This window comes from Pseudoalteromonas sp. MB41 (genome assembly GCF_020966275.1).
GTDB classification, from domain to species: domain Bacteria; phylum Pseudomonadota; class Gammaproteobacteria; order Enterobacterales; family Alteromonadaceae; genus Pseudoalteromonas; species Pseudoalteromonas lipolytica.
In genome coordinates this window covers 56,063-80,023 of sequence record NZ_JAJJZF010000006.1, presented here as the reverse complement: position 1 = coordinate 80,023, position 23,961 = coordinate 56,063, and the positions used below count along the sequence as shown (strand labels likewise).

The 23,961-nt window shown below is 42.6% G+C and carries 22 protein-coding genes and 1 riboswitch; of the genes, 9 read left to right on the top strand and 13 right to left on the bottom strand.

Features of this window, described 5'->3' with window-relative positions:
- Nucleotides 1-11: 11 nt before the first annotated feature.
- From ntrC to glnA, 4 genes are all read right to left on the bottom strand, one after another.
- Nucleotides 12-1,397 (bottom strand): nitrogen regulation protein NR(I), encoded by a 1,386-nt coding sequence (gene ntrC / locus LPA49_RS08710; RefSeq protein WP_036974166.1) that lies wholly within the window; start codon nt 1,395-1,397, stop codon nt 12-14.
- Nucleotides 1,398-1,417: 20 nt separating this feature from the next.
- Nucleotides 1,418-2,488 (bottom strand): nitrogen regulation protein NR(II), encoded by a 1,071-nt coding sequence (gene glnL, locus LPA49_RS08705; RefSeq protein WP_036974163.1) that lies wholly within the window; start codon nt 2,486-2,488, stop codon nt 1,418-1,420.
- Nucleotides 2,489-2,566: 78 nt separating this feature from the next.
- Nucleotides 2,567-3,103, bottom strand: a complete 537-nt coding sequence (locus LPA49_RS08700; RefSeq protein ID WP_036974161.1) for a DUF4124 domain-containing protein — start codon at nt 3,101-3,103, stop codon at nt 2,567-2,569.
- Nucleotides 3,104-3,211: 108 nt separating this feature from the next.
- Nucleotides 3,212-4,618 carry a glutamate--ammonia ligase gene (gene glnA / locus LPA49_RS08695; protein ID WP_036974159.1) on the bottom strand — a complete coding sequence of 469 codons (1,407 nt, stop codon included), beginning with the start codon at nt 4,616-4,618 and terminating at the stop codon, nt 3,212-3,214.
- 506 nt (nt 4,619-5,124) lie between these two features.
- Here glnA and typA point away from each other — a divergent pair.
- Nucleotides 5,125-6,948 carry a translational GTPase TypA gene (gene typA / locus LPA49_RS08690; protein ID WP_036974157.1) on the top strand — a complete coding sequence of 608 codons (1,824 nt, stop codon included), beginning with the start codon at nt 5,125-5,127 and terminating at the stop codon, nt 6,946-6,948.
- Between the two features lie 307 nt (nt 6,949-7,255).
- On the top strand, nt 7,256-7,675 hold the full coding sequence (locus LPA49_RS08685) for a BLUF domain-containing protein (RefSeq protein WP_230236387.1): 420 nt from the start codon (nt 7,256-7,258) through the stop codon (nt 7,673-7,675).
- Between the two features lie 69 nt (nt 7,676-7,744).
- Here the strand turns inward: LPA49_RS08685 and LPA49_RS08680 are convergent, their stop codons facing one another.
- Nucleotides 7,745-8,185, bottom strand: coding sequence for an Rrf2 family transcriptional regulator (locus tag LPA49_RS08680; RefSeq protein ID WP_180311300.1), 441 nt, complete (start codon nt 8,183-8,185; stop codon nt 7,745-7,747).
- 106 nt (nt 8,186-8,291) lie between these two features.
- Between LPA49_RS08680 and LPA49_RS08675 the strand changes: the two genes are divergently transcribed.
- A complete protein-coding gene (locus tag LPA49_RS08675; RefSeq protein WP_036974150.1) occupies nt 8,292-8,954 on the top strand; it encodes a DUF542 domain-containing protein in 663 nt (220 codons plus the stop codon).
- 2 nt (nt 8,955-8,956) lie between these two features.
- Nucleotides 8,957-11,239: a nitric-oxide reductase large subunit gene (locus LPA49_RS08670; protein ID WP_230236385.1), complete on the top strand. Its 2,283-nt coding sequence runs from the start codon at nt 8,957-8,959 to the stop codon at nt 11,237-11,239.
- Between the two features lie 46 nt (nt 11,240-11,285).
- On the opposite strand, the gene LPA49_RS08665 is transcribed toward LPA49_RS08670, so the two are convergent.
- Nucleotides 11,286-12,374 (bottom strand): MBL fold metallo-hydrolase, encoded by a 1,089-nt coding sequence (locus LPA49_RS08665; protein WP_230236384.1) that lies wholly within the window; start codon nt 12,372-12,374, stop codon nt 11,286-11,288.
- A 181-nt stretch (nt 12,375-12,555) separates the two neighbouring features.
- Complete coding sequence (locus tag LPA49_RS08660) at nt 12,556-13,212, bottom strand: DUF2959 domain-containing protein (RefSeq protein ID WP_036974143.1); 657 nt, start codon at nt 13,210-13,212, stop codon at nt 12,556-12,558.
- 86 nt (nt 13,213-13,298) lie between these two features.
- Here LPA49_RS08660 and LPA49_RS08655 point away from each other — a divergent pair, with 86 nt between their 5' ends.
- From LPA49_RS08655 to dtd, 3 genes are read left to right on the top strand one after another with little or no spacing between them, the layout of a single operon-like run.
- Nucleotides 13,299-14,171, top strand: coding sequence for a virulence factor BrkB family protein (locus tag LPA49_RS08655; RefSeq protein WP_036974141.1), 873 nt, complete (start codon nt 13,299-13,301; stop codon nt 14,169-14,171).
- 25 nt (nt 14,172-14,196) lie between these two features.
- Nucleotides 14,197-15,150: an alpha/beta fold hydrolase gene (locus tag LPA49_RS08650; RefSeq protein WP_196857547.1), complete on the top strand. Its 954-nt coding sequence runs from the start codon at nt 14,197-14,199 to the stop codon at nt 15,148-15,150.
- Nucleotides 15,138-15,575 (top strand): D-aminoacyl-tRNA deacylase, encoded by a 438-nt coding sequence (dtd, locus tag LPA49_RS08645; RefSeq protein ID WP_036974137.1) that lies wholly within the window; start codon nt 15,138-15,140, stop codon nt 15,573-15,575. Before LPA49_RS08650 ends, dtd begins: the two co-directional genes overlap by 13 nt.
- Here dtd and LPA49_RS08640 read toward each other — a convergent pair whose 3' ends face one another.
- The gene (locus tag LPA49_RS08640; RefSeq protein ID WP_036974135.1) at nt 15,576-16,265 is read right to left on the bottom strand and encodes a spermidine synthase; all 690 of its coding nucleotides are present in this window, start codon (nt 16,263-16,265) and stop codon (nt 15,576-15,578) included. It abuts the gene before it with no gap.
- Between the two features lie 229 nt (nt 16,266-16,494).
- Between LPA49_RS08640 and LPA49_RS08635 the strand changes: the two genes are divergently transcribed.
- Nucleotides 16,495-17,388 carry a bifunctional GNAT family N-acetyltransferase/hotdog fold thioesterase gene (locus tag LPA49_RS08635; RefSeq protein ID WP_036974132.1) on the top strand — a complete coding sequence of 298 codons (894 nt, stop codon included), beginning with the start codon at nt 16,495-16,497 and terminating at the stop codon, nt 17,386-17,388.
- Between the two features lie 64 nt (nt 17,389-17,452).
- Here the strand turns inward: LPA49_RS08635 and LPA49_RS08630 are convergent, their stop codons facing one another.
- From LPA49_RS08630 to dapA, 5 genes are all read right to left on the bottom strand, one after another.
- On the bottom strand, nt 17,453-18,490 hold the full coding sequence (locus LPA49_RS08630; RefSeq protein ID WP_074989655.1) for a phospholipase A: 1,038 nt from the start codon (nt 18,488-18,490) through the stop codon (nt 17,453-17,455).
- 285 nt (nt 18,491-18,775) lie between these two features.
- Nucleotides 18,776-19,894, bottom strand: coding sequence for a succinylglutamate desuccinylase/aspartoacylase family protein (locus LPA49_RS08625; RefSeq protein WP_074989656.1), 1,119 nt, complete (start codon nt 19,892-19,894; stop codon nt 18,776-18,778).
- Nucleotides 19,895-19,899: 5 nt separating this feature from the next.
- Nucleotides 19,900-21,105 (bottom strand): PLP-dependent decarboxylase, encoded by a 1,206-nt coding sequence (locus LPA49_RS08620; protein ID WP_075594173.1) that lies wholly within the window; start codon nt 21,103-21,105, stop codon nt 19,900-19,902.
- On the bottom strand, nt 21,105-21,845 hold the full coding sequence (locus tag LPA49_RS08615; RefSeq protein ID WP_036974123.1) for a 2,3,4,5-tetrahydropyridine-2,6-dicarboxylate N-succinyltransferase: 741 nt from the start codon (nt 21,843-21,845) through the stop codon (nt 21,105-21,107). Before LPA49_RS08615 ends, LPA49_RS08620 begins: the two co-directional genes overlap by 1 nt.
- Before the next feature lie 14 nt (nt 21,846-21,859).
- Nucleotides 21,860-22,744 carry a 4-hydroxy-tetrahydrodipicolinate synthase gene (gene dapA, locus LPA49_RS08610; RefSeq protein WP_074989658.1) on the bottom strand — a complete coding sequence of 295 codons (885 nt, stop codon included), beginning with the start codon at nt 22,742-22,744 and terminating at the stop codon, nt 21,860-21,862.
- A gap of 137 nt (nt 22,745-22,881) precedes the next feature.
- Nucleotides 22,882-23,077, bottom strand: a riboswitch (Lysine riboswitch).
- A 181-nt stretch (nt 23,078-23,258) separates the two neighbouring features.
- Between dapA and LPA49_RS08605 the strand changes: the two genes are divergently transcribed.
- Nucleotides 23,259-23,954 (top strand): DNA-3-methyladenine glycosylase I, encoded by a 696-nt coding sequence (locus LPA49_RS08605; protein ID WP_074989659.1) that lies wholly within the window; start codon nt 23,259-23,261, stop codon nt 23,952-23,954.
- The last annotated feature ends 7 nt before the right edge of the window (nt 23,955-23,961 follow it).

Sequence of the window (23,961 nt, the reverse complement as noted above, 5' to 3'; positions counted from 1 at the left end):
ATAACGCAAAATTAGCTAATATTGCGCTCTTTTAACTTGCGGGTCAATGTATTGCGCCCCCAACCAATTTTAACCGCAGCCTCTTGTTTGTGGCCTGCACAATTTGCCAGTGCGGTTTTAATTAAACGAGTTTCCAGTTGAGCTTGAATCGCGGGCCAAATATTTTCTTTCCCTTGTTTAAGCTCGAGGTTTAACCATTGTTGGAAAGCTTCAAGCCAATCACCTTCTTGCTCTACAGGTTCTGCCGCGATAATTTCCGGTGGTAAATCTTGCTCACTGATAAGCTCTCCAGGTGCCATTACGGTTAACCAACGACAGGTATTCTCGAGCTGACGCACGTTACCCGGCCAGTTAAATAATCGCAATTGCTCGGTCGCTTTTGGGCTTAAAATTTTGCTTTCGACTTGCAGCTCTTTGGCGCTTTTATGGAGAAAGTGTTGTGCTAAACGTTCAATATCCTCTGTACGTTCACGAAGAGCTGGTAAGCGAAGACGCACCACATTTAAGCGGTGGAATAGGTCGTCACGAAACTTACCTTGTTTTACCAAGTCTTCTAAGTTCTGGTGGGTGGCGGCAATAATACGAACATCTACTTTAATACTTTGATGCCCGCCAACGCGGTAAAACTCACCATCGGCTAAAACACGTAATAAACGGGTTTGTACATCCAGTGGCATGTCACCAATTTCATCTAAAAATAGCGTGCCGCCATTCGCTTGTTCAAAGCGGCCTTTACGAATACTGTCGGCCCCTGTAAACGCGCCTTTTTCATGGCCGAATAATTCTGACTCAACCAGTTCTTTAGGGATGGCAGCCATATTAAGAGCAATAAACTGGTTTTCTTTTCGTGGGCTATGGTTATGCAACGCACTGGCGACAAGCTCTTTACCAGTGCCTGATTCGCCATTGATTAAAACACTCATGCTTGATGCAGATAATTTACCTATTGCACGAAACACTTCCTGCATAGCAGGGGCTTCACCAATGATATGGGCATTGGTTTGCGGCGCTTGTTTGCGTCTGGTTTTCTTTGTGGAGTTTGCACGGCAAGCACTTTCAACTAAAGAAACGGCTTCTTCTAAATCAAACGGTTTTGCGAGGTATTCAAACGCCCCTTTTTGAAACGCATTAACCGCCGAATCTAAATCCGAGTGGGCAGTCATGATAATGACAGGTAACCCAGGGTTTTGCTCAGCGATTGTTTCTAGTAACGCCATACCATCCATACCTGGCATACGCACATCAGACACCAGCACGGTAGGCTGGCTAAACTTTAAAGCATTCAGCACTTCTTGCGCATTGGCATAGCTTTGAGTTTCAAATCCTGCTCGTGCCAGCGCTTTTTCTAATACAAAGCGTATTGAGGCATCATCATCAACTAACCACACTGTTTTCATGACTACTCCAAAAAAAACCATTAATCCGTAAAAGGCAAATAGATATTAAATTCTGTATGGCCTGGCCAACTGTCACACTCTATGTGTCCATCATGTTGGTCAACCAACGTTTGCGCGATTGATAAGCCAAGACCCGACCCATTTTCTTTATTGGTAATCATCGGGTAAAACAAGGTTTCTTTTAAACTCTTGTCTATGCCTGGACCGTTATCCGAAATTTGGATCAGCAAGGTTTTTTTCGGTGCTTTACCAGGGCGTCTATGTTGATGGTTGATACGGGTTTTTATTCTAATTTCTCCCCCATCAACGAGCGCCTGTTGTGCATTACGAATAATGTTTAATACCACTTGTTGAATTTTACTCTGATCGATATATACGCTGGGTATGCTCGGGTCATAGTCTTTCACTAACGTGATATTTGCATTGTTATCAAGCATGCTTAATTTAACGACAGACTCAAGCGCTTGGTGAATATTGCCATACGACTTATGTGGCAGTTGATTCGGGCCAAGTAAACGGTCGACTAATTCACGTAAGCGGTCTGCTTGTTCAATAATGAGTTCTGCACATTGATCTCGTTCTTGCTGATCAACCTCATACTGCAATAATTGCGCCGCTCCGCGTATACCCCCCAAAGGATTTTTTATTTCGTGGGCTAAACCACGAATTAAATTACGTGCAGCTTGATACTGATGCATTTGATTTGAGGCCTGATCGTGGCGAATTTCATCGTCCATCTGGCGGCATTCAAACAAGATATAATTGTCATCTTTATTGGTAATTCGGCGTGTACTAATTGTGAGTTTGGCATGGCGAGAATCGATGAACACCACGTCAGCTCTATGCTGGTGGCAATCAACACCATCAAAGAGTGAATACTGAGCAATGCGTTTAAGATCGATAGAGTGGTAGTTAAACAGGTTATCAAACGGTTGGTTGAGAATGCGCTTTGGCCCTAAACCAAGTAGCTCACTGGCACTATCATTGGCATAAACAAGTTTAAAATCACGGTTAAGTAAAATAACCGCTGTACTTAAATTTTTCCAAATGCTGTCGAGCAATTCTGAGTTAAATTGTGTATCACTGAGCATGGTTGCACCATTTTAGTGCGTTACGATTAAGTGCAGCTTAGCATAATCCTTTTGCATTGCGAGGCGCGTTTGAAAAAATTAATTCCCACCAAAAACAGACGCTCTGTGCATGTAGAATGTGCTAACTGGACTGACCGAAACGAGTTTATTGTTCGCATTAAATAGTTTGGCTTGTAATGTGTGCTCGCCTCGATTTACGCCTCGTAGTGCAAAAGTAGAACTATTACTTGGTTCGCCATGGGGGGCACCATTTACAAAAAGTTGTACTTTAAAACCCGTTGCAAAGCGAGGAATGACACGGGTTGTAACATAAACAGAACCGGAGTTTTCTCTGACTGTTGCTTTGTCTTCAGGTGAGGAAATAGCGATTTTAAAGTTTACGGGTGTTGCACTGGCTGTGTTATCAAGAATACTGGTGTCGGTAGCAGGCATGGTCAAGTTAGGGGTATTAAGCTTTACTTCGGTAGCACCGGGGCGTGGCGTATCAGAAAATACCAGAACACCATTTTTATCTTTCCACGAATACACTTTTTTTGTTGTTCCATAACTAAAAAAGCTTACTGATAGTAACAAAAATACCAATAAAGTTGTTCTTTTCACCCTGCGACCCTGCATTTTTTTATGTAATTAAAACTGTAGAGGAGAACACGCCTAATTACCATTAAAAAAGCCCGCCAAAGCGGGCTTGAGAACACACATTAATTATTTACTGTCTACGACGTATTAAACGCTGTAGTACATTTCGAACTCAACTGGGTGAGTTGTCATGTTAAGTTTTTCAACTTCTTTGTTCTTAAGTGAGATGTATGCATCAATTAGGTCGTCAGTGAATACACCACCTGCTTTTAAGAACTCACGGTCAGCATCTAAAGCAGCAAGTGCTTCGCTTAGTGAAGAGGCAACTTGTGGGATCTCAGCTGCTTCTTCAGCAGGTAGATCGTATAAGTCTTTATCCATTGCATCGCCAGGGTGGATCTTGTTTTGAATACCGTCAAGGCCAGCCATAAGCATTGCAGAGAATGCTAAGTATGGGTTTGCTGTTGGATCAGGGAAGCGTACTTCGATACGACGTCCTTTTGCAGATGGTACTACAGGGATACGGATTGAAGCAGAGCGGTTACGTGCAGAGTATGCAAGCATTACTGGCGCTTCGAAGCCTGGTACAAGACGTTTGTACGAGTTAGTTGACGCGTTAGCGAATGCGTTGATTGCTTTAGCGTGCTTGATGATACCACCGATGTAGTAAAGCGCTTCTTCAGAAAGACCTGCGTATTTGTCACCAGCGAAGATGTTCACGCCATCTTTACCTAAAGATTGGTGACAGTGCATACCAGAACCGTTATCACCTACAAGCGGCTTAGGCATGAATGTCGCTGTTTTACCATAAAGGTGAGCCATGTTATGGATAACATATTTCATCTCTTGGATTTCGTCAGCTTTTAATACCATTGTATTGAAGCGTGTTGCGATTTCGTTTTGACCCGCAGTTGCTACTTCGTGGTGGTGTGCTTCAACAACTTGGCCTAGCTCTTCAAGAACTAAACACGTTGCTGAACGCCAGTCGTGAGATGAGTCGATTGGTGAACATGGGAAGTAACCACCTTTAACACCTGGACGATGACCTTTGTTGCCACCTTCGTAATCTTTATCTGAGTTCCAAGCCGCTTCGATGTCGTCGATTTTATACATAGAACCAGACATGTCTGATTTGTATTTAACGTCATCAAATAGGAAGAACTCTGGCTCTGGGCCAAATAATACTGTGTCTGCGATACCAGTTGAACGCATGTACTCTTCTGCACGTTTAGCAACAGAGCGAGGGTCACGCTCGTAACCTTGAAGTGTTGAAGGCTCAACAACGTCACAACGTACGATTAAAGTTGCTTCTTCAGAAAATGGGTCCATTTTTGCAGACTCAGGAACAGGCATTAATACCATGTCTGATTCGTTGATACCTTTCCAACCAGCAATTGAAGAACCGTCAAACATTTTGCCGTCTTCAAAGAAGTCTTCATCAACCTGATGATGAGGAATAGAAACATGCTGTTCTTTACCTTTGGTATCAGTAAAGCGTAAATCAATGAACTTAACGTCATTTTCTTTGATAAAATCTAAAACCGATTGTGACATGTGTCCTCCAATTGTTGGGTTTTATTTTTGCTGCATTATTGCTTTTGTTCTATGTAAGCTGGTTTCATGCCAAATTTTTAACGCCTTGTTTAAGCTTATAAAAATAAAATAAAGCGCATTTTGTTAATTATTTTTGCACTGTTTTGGTGCGTAAAATGTTCATTGTGGTGCGTTATGCTTACCGGTTGTATTTGCACAACGATTAGCCACCCTAGATAGCATAAACGAAATGTACTTTAGTGCCAAAATATTGCTAAAAAGGTAATTTTTTACCAGTTTTGATGTTCGATTAAAGATAAAATTAATAAAATTGTCATTTATAAAACAGATACTTATAAAAAGCCTGAAGAAAGTTTATAAAATTGTATTGGATAAACTTTCATCCATGCCATTATTAAGGGATAATATGCGCCCTTTTAAATCCTATGCTTAGACATCTGTTGAAAATGCAGGTGAGTGCGTAGATCTTGCAGGATCAATGAGATTCAATTTCTCTGAGAAAAAATATGAGCATCGAAAAGTTAAGAAATATAGCGATTATCGCCCACGTTGACCACGGTAAAACAACTTTGGTTGATAAACTGCTTGAGCAATCAGGCACATTAGAAACACGCGGCGGTAATGAAGAGCGCGTGATGGACTCAAACGACATTGAGAAAGAACGTGGTATTACCATTTTGGCTAAAAACACAGCCATCTCTTGGAATGATTACCACATCAATATCGTAGACACCCCAGGACACGCCGACTTCGGTGGTGAAGTTGAACGCGTACTTTCGATGGCTGACTCAGTATTGTTACTTGTTGATGCTCAAGAAGGTCCAATGCCACAAACGCGCTTCGTAACGCAAAAAGCGTTCGCGCAAGGTTTGAAGCCAATCGTTGTTATCAATAAAATTGATAAGCCGGGTGCACGCCCTGATTGGGTTATGGATCAAATCTTTGATTTATTCGATAACCTTGGTGCAACTGACGAACAGTTAGACTTTAAAGTTATCTACGCATCAGCTATCAACGGCTGGGCAACATTAGATTTAGACGAACCATCTGACAACATGGAACCTATGTTCAAGATGATCGTTGACGAAGTATCACCACCGGATGCAGATCCTGAAGGTGACTTCCAAATGCAGATTTCTCAACTTGATTACAACTCATACGTAGGTGTAATCGGTATCGGCCGAATCAAGCGTGGTTCTGTAGCGCCTAACCAACAAGTAACTATTATCAGTGCTGATGGCACAAAACGTAATGGTAAAATTGGTGCGGTTCAAAGCTACTTAGGTCTTGAGCGAATTGATACAGACCGTGGTTATGCGGGTAATATCGTAACTGTGACAGGTATCGGCGAATTAAAAATCTCTGATACAGTGTGTGCGCCTTCTAACGTTGAAGCGTTACCTCCGCTATCAGTTGATGAGCCGACAGTAACAATGACGTTCTCTGTAAACACGTCGCCATTTGCGGGTAAAGAAGGTAAGTTCGTAACATCACGTAATATCCTTGAGCGTTTACAAGCTGAGCTTGTTCACAACGTTGCATTACGCGTTGAAGAAACTGACAACCCAGATAGCTTCCGTGTATCAGGCCGTGGTGAACTTCACTTAGGTATCTTAATCGAAAACATGCGTCGTGAAGGCTACGAGCTTGCTGTTTCTCGTCCAGAAGTAATCTTACGCACTGTAGATGGTGTATTAGAAGAACCGTACGAAACAGTAACGATTGACTGTCAAGAAGAGCACCAAGGTTCTATCATGGAACAAATTGGTCTGCGTAAAGGTGAACTAACTGACATGGCGCCAGATGGTAAAGGCCGTATGCGTATGGACTTTATGATGCCGAGCCGTGGTTTAATTGGTTTCCAAACTGATTTCATGACGCTTACATCAGGTTCAGGTCTTATGTACCACACGTTTGATCATTACGGTCCTCATAAAGGCGGTAACATCGGTCTACGTAAAAATGGTGTAATGATCGCTAACGCAACAGGTAAAGCGTTAACTAACGCATTATTCAACCTTCAAGAGCGCGGTAAGCTATTCATCGGTCACGGTGTAGAAGTTTACGAAGGTATGGTTATCGGTATTCATAGCCGTGATAACGACCTAACTGTAAACGCACTTAAAGGTAAGCAGCTAACGAACGTTCGTGCATCAGGTACTGATGAAGCGCAAACATTAACACCACCATTGAACTACACACTTGAGCAAGCGCTTGAGTTTATCGATGATGACGAGTTAGTAGAAGTAACACCTGAAAATATTCGTATTCGTAAGCGTCACTTAACTGAAAGTGATCGTAAACGTGCGAGCCGTGCTTCTAAAGGCTAATTTACGCTTTTAGCTCACGCAAAATAACACGCCGTCGTATTGCAAAATACGGCGGCTTTTTTGTTTAAGGAGACTTGTTTTTTGCTGTCAGCCGTAACACTCACAAATGTTCGTTCTTGTTGTTACTAAGGGGTGGCGTATTTTATTTCTATTGATAAATTAATTACTTGTCTACTAACCTCTAACTTCTAACCTCTAACCTCTAACCTCTAACCTCTAACCTCTAACCTCTAACCTCAAGTTGCCACTTTTTTGCTAAAGCCTCTATCTGTACTATCTTTTTAAATCTACCTTGAAGGAGATCAGGATGTATTTAGTCAGGCTTATTTATACGAGTGAAGTTTGTGAAGGATTTGGGACGAGTGATATTGAGGATATCATTGAAAAAGCACAGAAAAATAATCATGCGTCGAATGTAACAGGGTTGCTGTGTTTTAATAGTTCGCACTTTTTACAGTGCCTAGAGGGATCTCGACAGGCGGTAAATGCAACCTATCATAAGATCTTAAATGATAATCGGCATCGAAATATTATTATGCTGAATTACTGCGAAATTTACGAAAGGGAGTTCGAAAACTGGTCAATGGGTTATATTCCGTATTCAAAAATAACCACACCGCTTAATTTAAAATACTCAGGCACCAGCGAATTCGATCCGTTAGCAATGTCAGGAGGCAGTGCACATAAACTCATGATGGCACTGAGGGATACATTAGTAAATCAATAATCCAAATGGAGTGTCACTGCCATGATACTCCAGGAATACTTACACCTTTGAGTGCGCCAAAATGTGAGTTTAGTTTTCTATTTTTAGCAGTTGAGAGAGCTGATTTGCGTGTTTTGGGGTGATCAGATCTGCGAGTGTATAGTTATCTAAATGAAGGAAAAAAGCCTCCATTGCTTGTGCAAATATTTGTTTAAGTTGACAGGCGGGGGTGATAACACATTGATTGTCATTACCAAAGCATTCCACCAACGTAGACCCTTGCTCTTGTAAGCGCACTAACTCACCAATGTTAATCTCGGCGGGATCTTTGCTTAAACGGATACCGCCATTCTTTCCTCTCGTCGCAATTAAATAGCCTCTATTACTTAGCTCTTGCACTACTTTCATGAGGTGATTTTTTGAGATTTCGTATTTTTCAGCGATCTCTTTAATGGTCACAAGCTCACCATTATGTAAGGCAGTAAAAATCAAAACACGCAGTGAATAATCTGTAAAACGAGTGACATTCATAGTGAGACTCTAAAATTTTAAATATGCATCTATTTTACATCTTTAATAAACGTGTGTAAACTTCTTAAAGATTCATTTCAAATGCATGTTTAAATAGGGGTGTTATATGAATTACTTAAATTGGCCTATCAGTAAAATTGCGACAGAAATTCCCGGTGCAACAGCACTCTTTTTTGCGCACCGAATAAACTTTTGTTGTCAGGGGCATCTGGTGTTGTCAGACGTTATCGAAAAACGAAATATTGATCGCGAAGAAATCATTTCAGACATAGAGGTTTTGCTAAGCAGGCAAACCGCTATTGATTACCACAACCTGAGTAATAAGGAATTGGTTGAGCATATTCTGACTCGCTATCACCGTGTTCACCGAGTACAGCTTGAAGAGTTGATACGTTTAAGTGAGCGTGTTGAAGAGGTGCATTTTGATAAGCCTAATTGTCCTAATGGTTTAGCGAATCATTTGAAGAATATGTATGTAGAGTTAGAAGATCATATGCAAAAAGAAGAGCTTATCCTCTTTCCAATGCTGCAAGCCGATACAATCCCTGCCATGGTCAGTGGACCAATTAGCGTAATGATGGCGGATCATGAAGCCCATATCGCAGAAATAGAGAAAATCTACCAATTAACAAACGATGTCACTTTGCATGCGGGAGCATGTAATACATGGACGGCTTTGTATTTAGGGTTGCAGGCATTTATTAGCGATTTGAATATGCATATTCATATTGAGAACGCTATTTTGTTCGCACGGGTTGAGGGACGATAGAAATGAGAGAATACAAAAAGTTATGGTGGACCTTGTTTGCTGTTCTTGCTGTTACATTTGCTATTTTGGGTTACTTTGGTAAAGAGGTATACCGAGTTGCCCCTCCTATAGCTGCAAAATATGTCACCACATCGGGGGAGCTGTACACAGGTAAAGAGGCGATTTTAGATGGTCAAACTGCATGGCAATCAGTAGGAGGAATGCAATTAGGCTCAATTTGGGGGCATGGTGCTTATCAAGCGCCTGACTGGACTGCTGATTGGCTTCACCGTGAGATTATTAATTGGTTAGATATTGCTGCACAAGCGCAATATGGTGTGATTTTTGATGAGTTAACTGAGCAGCAAAAGCAACCATTGCTGTGGGAAGTAAAGAGAGAGTACCGTACTAATACGTATGATAAACAATCTGATACGGTTACTTTATCGACGCGTCGGATAGCGGCAATTAAGCAAACAGCGCAGTATTACAACGATTTGTTTGGAGGGGCTGAGGCATTACAGCAAACACGTAAAAACTATGCAATGAAAGAGGTGACACTTCCTGATCCTGAGCGTCGTCAGCGTCTAACTGAGTTCTTTTTTTGGACGGCATGGTCCGCATCGACAGAGCGCCCTGATGGGGATGCAACCTACACTAATAACTGGCCGCATGAGCCACTGATTGATAATAAACCGACCGCTGAAAACATTGTCTGGTCAATTGTTAGTGTTGTGATACTGATTGCAGGTGTCGGTGGATTGATTTGGGCATGGTCATTTTTACATAAAGACGAGGCTCCCCCTGAGGCTCCAAAAGACGATCCAATAGCGAGCTTTAATTTAACGCCTTCTCAAAAAGCATTAGGTAAGTATTTATTTTTAATTGTTGCTCTCTTTACGTTCCAGGTCTTATTGGGTGGATTTACTGCGCACTATACTGTTGAAGGGCAGGGATTTTATGGCATCAATACCTCAGAATGGTTCCCCTATAGCCTAGTAAGAACATGGCATATTCAATCGGCATTATTTTGGATTGCGACAGGATTTTTAGCTGCAGGTTTATTTTTAGCGCCGATTATTAACGGCGGTAAAGATCCTAAGTTTCAAAAAATAGGTGTTGATATTCTTTTCTGGGCGCTAATTATCGTCGTGGTTGGGTCATTTATCGGCAACTTTTTAGCCATCGCGCAAATTATGCCTCCCGAGTTAAGCTTTTGGTTGGGACATCAAGGGTACGAGTTTGTTGATTTAGGCCGACTTTGGCAGATTGGTAAATTTACAGGCGTCGCATTTTGGCTGCTGCTAATGTTACGTGCAATTGTTCCGGTATTTAAACAAGAAGGAGATAAAAACCTACTGGCATTATTTACGGCTTCAGTGGTGGCAATCGGGCTGTTTTACGCTGCTGGGTTTTTCTATGGCGAACGAACGCATATTTCGGTAATGGAATACTGGCGTTGGTGGATTGTGCACCTATGGGTAGAAGGTTTCTTTGAGGTTTTTGCAACCGCTGCGCTGGCTTTTATTTTCTATAATATGGGTTTAGTCTCTAAACGTTCGGCAACAATTGCGTCATTGGCGTCTGCATCGCTGTTTTTATTAGGCGGTGTGCCAGGCACATTCCATCACTTATATTTCTCTGGTACAACGACCCCTGTAATGGCAGTGGGAGCAACCTTTAGTGCGCTGGAAGTGGTGCCGTTAATTGTGCTTGGTCATGAAGCGTGGGAGCATTATAAATTAAAAAACCGTACTCCATGGATGCTAAAAATAAAGTGGCCATTAATGTTTTTTGTCGCTGTCGCATTTTGGAATATGTTAGGGGCCGGCGTATTAGGGTTCTCAATTAATCCGCCTATTTCACTTTATTATGTACAAGGTCTTAATACGACGGCTACCCATGCTCATGCCGCATTATTTGGTGTGTATGGCTTTTTAGCTCTTGGCTTTACCTTGTTAGTACTGCGTTATATTCGTCCTCATCTTCAATTTGATGACACTTTAATGAAAACTGCTTTTTGGTGGATGAATATCGGTTTAGCGTTAATGCTATTTACCAGTTTATTACCTATTGGAATCATTCAGTTCTTTGCAAGTGCTTCTAAAGGGTTGTGGTATGCACGCTCTGAAGCGCTACTACAAAGTGACACCTTGGTGATACTAAGATGGGTAAGAACGGTTGGTGATGTGGTGTTTATTGTTGGCGCATTTGCCGTTAGTTGGCAAGTCGTTAAAGGGGTCTTTGCAAAGCAAAGCAAACCTGCACCCAAAGCGCTTGAAGCGCAAGAGACACACTCACTGTAATAAATAAAATGAGGGTGAGGTAATAACTCACCCCCATTTTGGAATGTTATAAACGAACCTGCTCACCTTCATTTAAAATATACAGGGGGACAGGTTCATTCATGTTATGAGACATGTGTAGTAAACGCAGTAATGCTGAGTGACTTGAATGGTCGCCCATTTGCCAACTTGCATTACCATAACCCCATGGGATCATTACTTTACAACTTAATTCACGTGCTGCATTCAAGGCATCTTCGGGTGTGGTATGCACATAGCGATACCATTTACCATTTTCTTCGTGATAGTAAGATGCGATTGGCATTAAGCACACATCTATTTCACCATACTTTTGCTTAATATCGCTAAAATGCTGTGAGTAGCCGGTATCCCCTGCAAAAAATAGTGTGTTCCCATTTTGCTCAAGTAACCAACCATTCCATAAATCTTTGTTGTTATCTTCGTAGATAAATGGCACTAACACACGACTGCTAAAATGGTGCGCTGGCACAGCATGTATTGTTAAATCATTAATTGGGGTGCTGGCATACCACGCTATCTCACTAATATTAAAACCACCTGTTGGAAAGTTATCAGCGACGCCTAGGGGCACTAAATAGCGGGGCTGATTGCCAATTTCTTCGATGTCGGCTTTATTGAAGTGGTCGTAGTGGATGTGTGAATACATGACAGCATCAATCTGATTTAGCTCATTTTTTGTGGGCCAAAATCCGGGGTTGCGATACATGCCGCCAGCCAGCTTAAAGGCTAAATCGACCGGTGAATCAAACTGCTCTTTGACGGGGTCAAATAGCAGGTGCTCGCCGTTAGGTGTCTCAATCATAAAGCTGGCATGCCCAAGCCAACGTACAGTAAAACCGGTGTTAATCGACACTGGATTCTGCTGACCTTGATATAAACAGTGTAAAGGAGTGTCATTACATTGAAGTAACTCGGTCTCGGGATAGCAATCATCAGTACAGGTTGTTGGGTAGTGTTTATCACCGGGATACAGGTTGTGATAGCGACCAGCTCGCTCACCTTCATTGTGCAAAGGTATAACAGACTCTTGCCCTGCTATAACATTAACTGTGTTTGGACTACTGCAGGCACTGAGTAACGCCGCAGCAATTATAACTTTAAGGTGGTTCTGCATAAGGTGACTAACTTTTAAACTTTGCGCACAGTGTAGCAAATTAACATATCGGGTAAATCATCGAAAGGTAACAAGACGTAACAATAAAAAAGCCTACGATATTGTAGGCTTAGTGATTTAATTTATTTAAAAAATGTCGGTGCCGAGAGCATCTAACTGCTCACTGTGTTTACTCAAATTTTTAGCCCGCTTTATTCATTTGTTCAATGAATTTATTTGAATCTTCAATCGACTTGTTCATATCGTCCATTAAGATTTTGATATCGCGTTTTAAATTAGTGAATTCACCTTTTATTGCTGTCACAGCTTGAGCATTCAAGTTATGTTTTAGATATAAAACATTGTCATGCAATGACGACAGGACGGGTTCCATTTTACTTTCGGCGCTGCGCATTGAACGAAGCAATTGGTCAAACTGGCGCTTCGTTGAATTAAGCTTTTTGCTGCTTTCACGCTTGAGAGAAGCGCTTTTGTACTGTTCTAGTTCGTCGGCCCACTCTTCAAAAAGTGCTTCGGCTACATCTTCAACTTTGTTGATATTACTGGTGACATCGTTCGCTGCCGCAAGGCTCGATTCATAATCATTATTAAGTTGAGTATAAGCTTCTTCGAGTTCACCGCCATCAAAGTTAATTAAGGTCGTTAACCTGTCTAGTGCAGATTGAAACTCTTCTTGCGACTCTTGCTGTGATTCTTTCGTTTCTTCAACACGGTCTACTAAAATATCGCGTTTATGCACTCCGACTGATTCCATGGCTGAGTAATAAGCTGACTGACAGCCTGATAATGCCATAGTAACTGCAAAGAGTGGTGCGCTTAAAAGTGTCAGTTTTTTCATTGAGTTCCCTTTTTAGATGCCTGTCGTTTCAAATTATGTGGTGGATTGCTATGATTATCAAAACATTTTAGCAGAAAGTTGGTTCTATGGATGAGAAACTCAGTCGTTATAAGTTGCAAATAAGTATTTTCTTAAAGCAGCAACCGGGTTGGTGGATGCAGTATTTGACCCGCTGTATTGATGATCAGATCACGGTTAATGCGGGTTACCTTGCTTATGTCACCTTATTATCCATTGTACCGTTAGTGGCTGTGGGGGTCGCGATATTCTCTGCATTTCCTGGCTTTGAAAGCACTCTCATTACCATTGAAAACTTTTTGTTCACTAATCTTGTGCCCACTTCCTCTGATGTCATTAAAGAGCATATCAGTGCGTTTGCGGGGAATGCGAATAAAATGACCGCCGTGGGGGTTGGCTTTTTGGCTGCGGTGTCGCTTTTATTGATCCGCAATGTTGATGCCACCCTGAATCGCATTTGGCGAATTAAGAAAAAACGCCCGATGATGATCTCATTTGCAGTGTATTGGATGGTATTAAGTTTGGGGCCGGTCTTGTTAGGAGCAAGTATTGGTGTGACGTCTTATATTGTTTCTTTGGTGTCGTTTGCCGATCAGGGGATACCTGGCTTCAGTGGATTTTTGTTAAAGCTTTTACCTTACATTATTTCCATGGTGGGCTTTATTATGCTCTATACTTTAGTTCCTAACACACGAGTTCCATTTAGAGCGGCAATTCCAGGGGCGCTGTTTGCAGCTATGTTATTTGAGCTGACAAAAAAAGGCTTTGCGCTGTATATCAGCCATTTCCCATCTTATGAAGTGATTTATGGGGCCCTTGCGACAATTCCTATTTTATTTGTATGGGTTTATTTGTCGTGGATTGTCGTATTACTCGGTGCAGAATTTACGGTCTGTATCAGCCCTGAGAAAATAGAAGACACTCCTGATATAGACATTTAAATACACTGCACCTAAGGAGAGCGAGGTGCAGTTATATCCACAGTACAATGCAAGTCGTGACTATCACTTAAGCGTGGGTGATGGGCATCAAATACATGTTCAAGAATACGGTGATCCTCAAGGCATGGTGGTTGTGTTATGTCATGGGGGGCCGGGGGCGGGTCTTCGGCCTGAAAATTGCCGATTTTTCGATCCCGCTCGTTATCGGGTGATCATGTTTAGCCAACGCGGCTGTGGTCACTCAACGCCGCACGCAACTAAGGCAAATACCACCTTGGACTTAGTCGCCGATCTGGAGTTTTTGCGTTCCCAATTAGGTATTAACAAATGGCTTGTGTGTGGCGAATCGTGGGGGGCGACGCTTGCCTTAGTGTACGCGATTCATCACCGTGAACACGTGGCAGGACTCATCTTGCGTGCCAGCTTTTTAGCCTGTGACAGTGACTTTGAGTGGCTTTACACGACGCGTGGAGCTGGTGCTCACTTTTATCCCGAATGTTTTAAAGCGTTTGCTCATCAGTATTCTAACTGGCATGAATTACTTGATTTTTACCATGCGCAGTTAACCTGTGATGATCAAATCAAGGCCAGTAAGTATGCTAAGCGTTGGTGTCAATGGGAGCAGGTACTTTGTCATGGTGAACCATTAATAAACTGGAGTTTACATGAACCTCATGTTGGCCTAAACCAAGCTACGCTCATGGTGCATTATTTTCGACATCATTGCTTTATCGAAGAAAAATTTATAGCAGAAAACTGCAAAGAACTTGCTCATTTACCTATTTGGTTTATTCATGGCCGTGCTGATTTAGTGTGCAGGTACAGTGCGGTACAACAGTTAGCAGAGCAGCTTAATGCGCAATTACTTATTTTAGATGGGGTTGGGCACAGCAATGATAATCAGGTATATTTGGCGGCCATGCGACGTGCCGCAGATTTAATGTATATCAAGTTATCGAGGGATCAATGCAAGGCTTAATTCAAAGAGTAACCCAGGCTAAAGTTGAGGTAGATGGGGAAGTTGTTGGTGAAATATCAAAAGGTATTCTGTTGTTATTAGGGGTTGAAAAACATGACACGGAGCAATCGGCAGAAAAGCTTTTGCACAAGGTGAGTAATTACCGTATTTTTACTGATCAGCAAGGAAAAATGAATTTAAGCTTGCAAGACATCCAAGGTGAGCTATTAGTTGTGTCGCAGTTTACGTTGGCTGCTGATACCAAAAAGGGGATGCGGCCAAGCTTTTCAAGTGCAGCTACCCCAGCGCAAGCCAATGCGTTGTACGAATATTTTGTAGAAAAAGCCAAAGCGGTCGATTTACGAGTTGCCACAGGGCAGTTTGCTGCTGATATGCAGGTAAGCTTATGTAATGATGGGCCCGTTACTTTTAACTTATCTGTGTGATTACTTTCTGATCATAACGATATGATTAACGTAGTTGGGTATTTTTTCAATACTTGGGCGTTTACCAAATTCGGTGATCAGTAAATGCTCAAGTTGTTTTAATTGTGATGGATGATTCGATAAAAAATTAATAAACAAGTGGCCATTTTTAGCCATTGCAGCCCGAAGTTTTGCGTAAAATGCGTGTTTGTATAAAAACAGTGGCGCTTCTACCTCACTAAATAAATCTAAGATAATCCAATTGTATTCATTGCCTTGTTCTAACACCTGTTGGGCATCAAAACAGCGCAGGTTATTGGCATGGTTTCCGCCAAAATAGCGTTTATAGCAATGAATAATATCAGGGTTTTTGTCTACCGAAGTGAGTTGGCTTTGAGGGTAAGTGTGTTGTAGATAATTACGAATTGCACCACCCCCTAAGCCAAGTTCCAGCACTTTTTTAGGTGCTTCGAGTTCTTGCCAACGTTTTGCAAGGTATTGTAAATGTGGGAAAAATAATCGAGCTGGCCGGCGTTTTTCAATAACAGATTGCAAGGTTTCATTAATTAATAACCAACGTAGCTGATTTAGTTGCCTTACTTGAATACAGTCATTACCTTGTTTATGCCAGTAGATAAGCTGCCCGAGTCGGTGGCATTCCTCAATAAAACTGTGTTTCACTGCGCCACTGGGTTCTAAAAAATGTTCCATATTTCGGGCCTTTAGCGGTTGAATTACAAAAATAATACAATTATTTCAGCATAGACCAGCACACTTAAAGTGCCAATTGTGCAGTAGTTTTTACAGCCTTAAATAATAATTTAGGTTGGGTCACCAAAGTATTATTCCAACTTGAGTGAAGATCGCGTATCGTAATTTGCATTCGTCAGGCCACGTTAAAATAACAACAGACAGTGGCTTAACTATCACAGGAGTATTTATGTTTAAAGTGACCACCCCACAAAGTAGCGAAGATTGGCAAGCGTATTATTCATTGCGTTGGCAAGTTTTAAGAGCACCTTGGGGCGAGCCGCGTGGATCTGAGCAAGATGACTTAGAGCAAGACGCAGAGCACCGCTTTATCAAAAATAATGATGGCGAGGTATTGGGGGTAGCGCGTCTGCACTTCAATAATCATCAACAAGCACAAGTGCGTTATATGGCTGTGGCTGAGGGTAATCGTAATCAGCATATTGGTAGTCGTTTGTTGCATGAACTCGAAAAAATAGCATGGACACAAGATGCCGATGAATTAGTCTTGTTTGCGCGTGAACGGGCGCTCGACTTCTATAAACGCCACGGTTATGAAGTTAAAGAAAAAGCACATTTGGCTTACAATGATGTACAGCATTGGAAAATGGTGAAACAAAAGCCGTCTGAGCCAGGCTGGTTCCGTCACCCTAATTGGACACAAGTGCTACAAAATACGTGGCGTGAATCAATTCCAATCAGTGATGCAATGGGTATTAAAGTTGAAAGTTATACTGACTGGCAGTTTACGACCCGTGCTGATTTAGATGCCAATTTAAACTTACATAACACGATGTTTGCCGGTTCCATATACAGTTTAGCGACATTAACAGGGTGGGGAGCAACCTATCTTGCATTAAAAGAAGCCGGTCTTGAGGGAAATATTGTGTTAGCTGATGCGAACATTAAATACCTAAAACCTCTCAATAACGATCCCCGAGGCCGTGTTGAGTTGCAAGGCTGCAAAGGGAAGTTAGCTGATTTAGAATCAAATGGTAAAGCAAGTTACCATGTCCCAGTGAATGTGTACGATGGCGATGTGTTAGTTGCTGAGTTTGAAGGGCACTTTATCGTAAAAAAATAGCATAGTTTTAGCCTTTAACAGCGGGCGCTAAGTTGCTCGCTGTTAAAGGCTCATAATGCGTTGCTTACAGTAAGTCTGTTAAAAGAATACCCACACCAAAACGCTCTATATCGGCATTGTAGTCAATTAGGCTCTCACCATAACCGTTGAAATATTGTGCGTAACCACGTAACCGTCCCCACAGCGGGAAAGACCAATCAAGTTGGATTGCACCGCGATTATCAGAATTTAAGTTATTACGCGACATAAAGCTAAATTCATGTTCGTTGTAGCGATACGCCCCAGAGAATTCAAAGTAGCCCATGTATTTGTAGATATCGGGGTTATCATCGCCGCGAGCTTTTAACTCGTTATCTTTTTTGTCTTCAGGAATGCGGTACCAAGGTTTAAAGCTAAATACAAAGCCGTTTTTTTCCCATAAAAAGTCAGCGTATATGCGATTCCATGAACGTGAGTTTGGCTGGCTGCGGCCATTAGACTGATGCGATGCACCAATGGCTATCGCCATTTCATCACCCCAAAGTACATGCTCAGGATCAAGGTAGTTTATCCAGAATATTTCAGGCTCGTAGTTGGTCTCGCGAAAGGGTGATGAAATATCTTTGTTATAAAACTGCCAAAATGATTGCATGGTAAAAGCAAAAAATACGCCTTGGTCTTTATCAGAAAAGCCCTCAAAAATAGGCACTTTTATTGATAATTGATATTTAACTTCTAGGTTATCAAGTGGCTCGCCATCGGCGTCATCAGCCAACTCTTTTAAACCATCAAACGGGCGAACATTCGGATCAGACACATAAGAAAGTGGTAAAATGTAATTACGTTTATGGGGGGTGATTACATTGCGGTTCTTTTTACTCACTTCTTCACGCGCTTTACGCTTATCCAGAGCGGTCAGCTTTTTGCTTTCGTCTAGATCGGAGCATTTCTTGCGCAGCTGTTCGAGAGTTTGCTGACCATCTCCGCCAATCGCTTCATTTAATATACATTGCTTAACTAATTCGAGCGCATCATCTTGCTCATTCGTATTTTGCTCTTCGGTTTGGGCTAAAACAGGTACAGAAAATAAACTCGCGGCAACTAGCCAAATACGCCATCCCATTGCGATTCCTTTAAATAGATGTAGAAGTGTGATCAGTATAGTGATTTTTACATAACTCGCCGTGAACTTGTACTGAATTGTGGACAAATGTTATCTCTACCGCTTAATCGGCGAGTTTAAACACGGTTTAGGTAAGGTGGAATTGACAGAGGCGAGGACTTGTTAAACGCTATTGTAAATAGAGAGCCCCAAGCTAGGCTTGGGGCTCTAATATAACGGCCTTTGGATAGAATCCTGTTGGCCGTTGACTCTCACGCAATGAGAAGGAATGAGCTCTGGGTTTAATCACAGCTCAAAGACATTGGTAAAGAACTTATAAAGCTCAGTACCTTGGTTTACGCTCGCTGATGCGAAATGCAATATTGCAATCGCGTCTTTATCAAAACTGAGTGTTTGCAGTGGTTGTTCACATAAGTAGCGCTCCATACGTAAAATATGGGCTATCGGCTCACCTGCTTTGATATGACCGCCTAACGGTGCTAAGTACTCGACCATACCGCCCATCGGGGCGTAGTAAGCAATGTAGTCATCGAGCATACAACCGTAACGAGTCATCGCTTTAGGCTGATACGCTGCATCAACAAATACACCTTTATGAGTCAAGTAGCTTAAAATACTGTGTGCATCTTCAAGGGCGGCACTCAAATCAATTTTTTCTTGGCTGCCAAGCTCAACAGTAAAAGCCTCGACCTGTACTGAAAGTTCGCGTCCGTATTTAGTAAGCTCTTCAGATAAAGACCACCACGGGCAAAAGCTTGCTTCATCCATCGCACCCCCAAAGTCATTAGGTATGAGCAATACATGTTCAATATTGAAGTATTGTGCGCTGTTTTTGGCATACTCTGGACAATATAGGTGCTGGCTTGAGATTGGGCCTGTGTGAAGGTCTAATACGATGTCGGCTTGATGTGCCAACTTTTGTAAGTTTAGCGCGATACGTTTACCCGTTGTTAAGCTGTAATCTGGGCCGTTTAGTTGTGCATTGATATCTGCGACTAACGCGTCTTTAAGAGCACTTCTGATCGTGTCTTCATTGCTTGATGCATGCTGCTCTGCAATCTGGGCAGGTAACGCGTTGTTAAAGCGATACATACGGTTCCAGTTGGTCCCTGTGATGGGATCAAAACGACCTAATGTAAATTCCCCCGACTTTTGGTTACAGCCAATCGGGTTTGCATAAGGGACAAGTGTGATATCACCGCGCAGTTTAAGCGTTTTTAATTGTTCAAGTAGCTGGTAAATAACGGCATTACCTTGTACTTCTGCACCATGCATGTTGGCCTGAATGTAAACGCTTGGGCCACTTCCATCGCCTTTTAAGCGATAGACTGGGATGGTCAATGGTAAGCCATTCGCAATTTCGCCGACGACAATGTTTTCTTGGCTAATTAAATCTTTACTCATGGTGATTACCTTAAATAATAGCTGGCATCTTCAGCGCTGCGGATACATTCAATGTTGCCTTGCTCAATGACGTATTCGGCAGCAAGTTCATGGCATAAAAAGTACGGCATACTCTCTGTGAAACCATAAGCACCACATTGACTGAATATGAGCCAGTCATGTTCATCTACGTCATTCGCTAATGTATGTTCACCTAAACAATCAAGCGCGGTACAAAGTGGGCCATAGAGTGTCATTGTTGTCAGTGAAGCCTGTGATTCACGCAATACTGTAACTGGGAAGTCTTGGTTTGTTACCGCAGGACGAAGCAGGTGATTAATCCCGCCTGATAAAATCACTTGCTGTTGGCCATAGTTTTCTTTTCGCTCAACCACAGGTGTTGCGTAATGACCACATTCACCTACGGCATAACGACCTAACTCCATCCAAAGTTCTGCTACACCGGCTTGAGCTTTAATGCTGGCAAGGGTCTCGATAAGTGCTGACCAGTCTAATCGGCTGGCATCTTGAGTATAAGGGATGCCTAAGCCGCCCCCTAAATCGAGTATGTTAAGTTCAATGCGTAATGCACGTGCTAGTTGCTGTAATGGCTGGATCATAGCGCGCCAAAGCGCTGCCAGTTTGTCAGTGCTGAGCATGTTGCCCCACTGAAAAATATGCAAACCATCAACCTTAAGTGCTGGGTAGTCATTGACATTAAGCGCGTGCCACTCTTCACAACCAAGGCCAAAAGGAGTGAGGCTATCGCCACCAAGCGGGTTCTTTTCGCTGTCTGGCCAGCGAAGTTGTACACGCAATAATACTTGCAGTTGGCAGTTAGCTTTTGTGGCTTGCTCGTTTAGCCAACGGACTTGGTTAATGCTCTCGGCGACGAAAATACGCACACCTCGCGCAATAAAATGACTAATTTGTGCAGGGCTCTTTGCTGGCCCTGTGTTGAGCACGCGCTCGCTATTGATGCCTTGAGCAAGTACTTGCTCAAGTTCACCTTTACTCGCCACATCAAAATTAAACCCCGCACTGTCTAAACACTGAATAATGCGAGACAGGGGATTAGCCTTAACGGCATACCACAGTTTCACATCGGTTTGGGCTGTGAGTTGTTTTAAATGTGTCGTTAATTTATCAAGGTCATAGATAAAAAATGGTGTATCAAGGTGCGCTGAAACTTGTTCAACTGCTTGCTTGATGGGCGTGCTCAAAAAGCTCATTAACGTAAAACCTCTTCTAATAACAATGACGCGTCACTTTGTTCGTCACGGTATTTTACGATGAGCGCACATGACATGCTGAGGCCTTGCTCGCGAGCCCATGCATTGGAAGCAGGGCGAGAACCTGGGATCACAATAGCGTACTCAGGGATTGGTTCGCCTTTTTCTAATTGACGCTCGTTCACGCAATCATAGACTGGAATGGTCGCAGACAAGCGGACTCCCGGTGCAAGCACTGCGCCTTTTTTAACGACAACGCCCTCTACAATCACACAACCTGCGCCGATAAATGCATCATCTTCAATAACCACAGGACTGGCACCAATTGGTTCAAGTACGCCACCTAACTGAACCGCTGCGCTCAGGTGAACATTTTTACCCACTTGTGCACATGACCCTACTAAAGCGTGGCTATCGACCATAGTCCCTTCATCAATAAATGCTCCGATGTTTACATACGCGGGTGGCATAATGATCGTGCCTTTAGCAACGTGCGCACCTCGGCGAACACTGCTACCGCCAGGGACCATACGTACACCTGCATCTGCGGCAAAGCCTTGAGGGGCTAAATTGTGCTTATCAACAAATCCACCAGGAAACTCCGTGTTTGTGCCATTTTTAAAGGCCTCTAAAATGCCTTGTTTTACTTCAATATTGGCATGCCAGTTGCCATTCTCGTCTTGTGTTGCGGCACGTACTGTGCCCGATTCTAAGTTATTTAATAATGCTAACCAGCTCATGATAAAACCTGTTTTTAGTTCCAAGATAAAATTGTGTTGTTTGCGTGGGTGATGCTGTCTGTATGCTCAAGCTCTAAATGAGTCAGCGGTGGACGTAATTGCGGGGTGTTTATTCTACCTTGCAGGTGCATCAGTACTTTTACGGGAATTGGGTTTGCGACAGCAAATAAGCTTTGAATTGCGCTAGACCAATCGGTGAATAAATTGGGATGTTGACCGCTTAAACTTCGTTTAACAAACTCATGAGTTTGACTTGGCCATGCATTCGCCGCCACTGACACTAAGCCTTTAGCACCCGCTTGCGCAAAATATGGCATCAGTGCATCGTCACCACTAAAAATGGCGAGCTTAGGTGAGGCCGTTCTAAAGCCTTCAAATTTGCCGATGTCACCACTGGCTTCTTTAAGTGCCCACAGGTTTTTATGATCGGCGAGGTTTTTAATGACGGTAGGTGAAATCTCAACAGCACTGCGTCCAGGTACGTTGTATAGCATACATGGGTGTTTACTCGCATTTAGTAAGCTTTCAAACCAATGAGTTTGGCCAATAACGCCAGGCTTTGCATACAGTGGCGAACCTAACAAGTAGCCATGAATAGGCAGTTGATTGCAGTACTCGACCCACGCAACTTGCTGCTTAAGGTTCATACCACCAACGGCAACCATAAGCGGTACGCTAGGGGTTAGCTGGCATACGTGCTCAACAATGGCTTGTTGTTCTTTGAGTGAAAGAGCAAGCCCTTCACCGGTACTGCCCAGCAATAAAATACCATTGTTGGCAGCTTGTTGTTCAGCCACAAGCTGTTCAAGGGCGATGTAGTCTACCTCGCCAGATTCAGAAAATGGCGTGATTAGCGCTGTCCATAATGGATAGTCGTTTAAATCAAAATTGTTGATCATCTCTCACGAACTTATAAGGTATTCGAAGAGTCAGTGCGGAAACAATTGAATGGAGCCGCATGTCGTCATTCGAACAAGGTATAATTCGAAGAGCGAATGGGCTTAAAATAATAAAGACGCGACGGCCTTATTATACTAAGACCAGAAGCTCTCCACCAAACTTATCAATAGCATTGCTATTGTTGGTGACAGTCGCTGGGATTCAGCCCAGTCGCCCGAAATAAGCACCTCACAAACGGTGTTACTTCTCGGCGTTAATTTCCCCTCACGTATGATCAACAGAGTCTGTGCTCTTCCCATACGCTACCTGAATAACGCACCTCTTCCAGCCCTTTATGCTCGCTTTAACGTTAAAGCCAACATAATGAAATAGGGTATTGGCGCTGATTAAAGCATTTTAGCCTTCTAGGTGTCAAGGCGGTGGATTTGTTTTTATTGACCAATTAAGCAATCGGGTTACGTATAACTTCGTTTTTACGTACACTTAGAACGAAGCAGACGAATTGGAAGAATGATGGAAAAGTTTACCGACATTTATCAACGAGCCGTTAAAAGAAAAGGCAGTGAAGAAATGCTGCATGCACTGTTATCAAACCCGCTCGATGATGCTGATATTGCTAACATAGCGGATGATTTATGGTTGGAGGAGTTCACTCGTAAGGTATTTCAAAGTGGATTCTATTGGTCTGTAATCAATAATAAATGGGCGGGGTTTCGTGAAGTATTTTGGGACTTTAGCGTCGAAAAACTATTGATGATGCCACCTGATATGCTCGAACAAAAAGCGATGGATGAGCGAATTATTCGCAATTTCAAAAAAGTGCAAACAATCCCTGAAAATGCTTACATGATCCATGAAGTCGCTGAAAAAAATGCAAGCTTTAGCCAATTTATTGCACAGTGGCCCAGCGACAACATTATTGGTTTATGGGCTTACTTGAAGAAGCATGGCGCACGCTTGGGCGGGAACACCGGCCCTTATGCGTTGCGCGCGATGGGAAAAGATACCTTTTTGCTCTCGCGAGATGTGGAAAGTTATCTACGTGCTCATCAGCTCATTGATGGGGGATTGCAGACCAAAAAATCACAGCAAGCGGCGCAGAACTTTTTCAATGAACTACAGCAGCAAAGTGGTTATAGCCTGCAAGCACTGAGTCAATTAGTTGCTTATGGAGTGGGTGATAACCGAGTAGGCATTGCAACACCCTAAGGAATAA

Coding starts and splice junctions, on each gene's coding strand:
- LPA49_RS08670 (WP_230236385.1), top strand. CDS start 8,957: ATGAGAGAATACAAAAAGTTATGGTGGACCTTGTTTGCTGTTCTTGCT.
- LPA49_RS08640 (WP_036974135.1), bottom strand. CDS start 16,265: ATGGAACATTTTTTAGAACCCAGTGGCGCAGTGAAACACAGTTTTATT.
- LPA49_RS08680 (WP_180311300.1), bottom strand. CDS start 8,185: ATGAATGTCACTCGTTTTACAGATTATTCACTGCGTGTTTTGATTTTT.
- LPA49_RS08675 (WP_036974150.1), top strand. CDS start 8,292: ATGAATTACTTAAATTGGCCTATCAGTAAAATTGCGACAGAAATTCCC.
- LPA49_RS08620 (WP_075594173.1), bottom strand. CDS start 21,105: ATGAGCTTTTTGAGCACGCCCATCAAGCAAGCAGTTGAACAAGTTTCA.
- LPA49_RS08635 (WP_036974132.1), top strand. CDS start 16,495: ATGTTTAAAGTGACCACCCCACAAAGTAGCGAAGATTGGCAAGCGTAT.
- dtd (WP_036974137.1), top strand. CDS start 15,138: ATGCAAGGCTTAATTCAAAGAGTAACCCAGGCTAAAGTTGAGGTAGAT.
- LPA49_RS08685 (WP_230236387.1), top strand. CDS start 7,256: ATGTATTTAGTCAGGCTTATTTATACGAGTGAAGTTTGTGAAGGATTT.
- LPA49_RS08630 (WP_074989655.1), bottom strand. CDS start 18,490: ATGGGATGGCGTATTTGGCTAGTTGCCGCGAGTTTATTTTCTGTACCT.
- glnL (WP_036974163.1), bottom strand. CDS start 2,488: ATGCTCAGTGATACACAATTTAACTCAGAATTGCTCGACAGCATTTGG.
- LPA49_RS08700 (WP_036974161.1), bottom strand. CDS start 3,103: ATGCAGGGTCGCAGGGTGAAAAGAACAACTTTATTGGTATTTTTGTTA.
- ntrC (WP_036974166.1), bottom strand. CDS start 1,397: ATGAAAACAGTGTGGTTAGTTGATGATGATGCCTCAATACGCTTTGTA.
- typA (WP_036974157.1), top strand. CDS start 5,125: ATGAGCATCGAAAAGTTAAGAAATATAGCGATTATCGCCCACGTTGAC.
- LPA49_RS08655 (WP_036974141.1), top strand. CDS start 13,299: ATGGATGAGAAACTCAGTCGTTATAAGTTGCAAATAAGTATTTTCTTA.
- LPA49_RS08615 (WP_036974123.1), bottom strand. CDS start 21,845: ATGAGCTGGTTAGCATTATTAAATAACTTAGAATCGGGCACAGTACGT.
- LPA49_RS08660 (WP_036974143.1), bottom strand. CDS start 13,212: ATGAAAAAACTGACACTTTTAAGCGCACCACTCTTTGCAGTTACTATG.
- LPA49_RS08605 (WP_074989659.1), top strand. CDS start 23,259: ATGGAAAAGTTTACCGACATTTATCAACGAGCCGTTAAAAGAAAAGGC.
- glnA (WP_036974159.1), bottom strand. CDS start 4,618: ATGTCACAATCGGTTTTAGATTTTATCAAAGAAAATGACGTTAAGTTC.
- LPA49_RS08665 (WP_230236384.1), bottom strand. CDS start 12,374: ATGCAGAACCACCTTAAAGTTATAATTGCTGCGGCGTTACTCAGTGCC.
- dapA (WP_074989658.1), bottom strand. CDS start 22,744: ATGATCAACAATTTTGATTTAAACGACTATCCATTATGGACAGCGCTA.
- LPA49_RS08625 (WP_074989656.1), bottom strand. CDS start 19,894: ATGAGTAAAGATTTAATTAGCCAAGAAAACATTGTCGTCGGCGAAATT.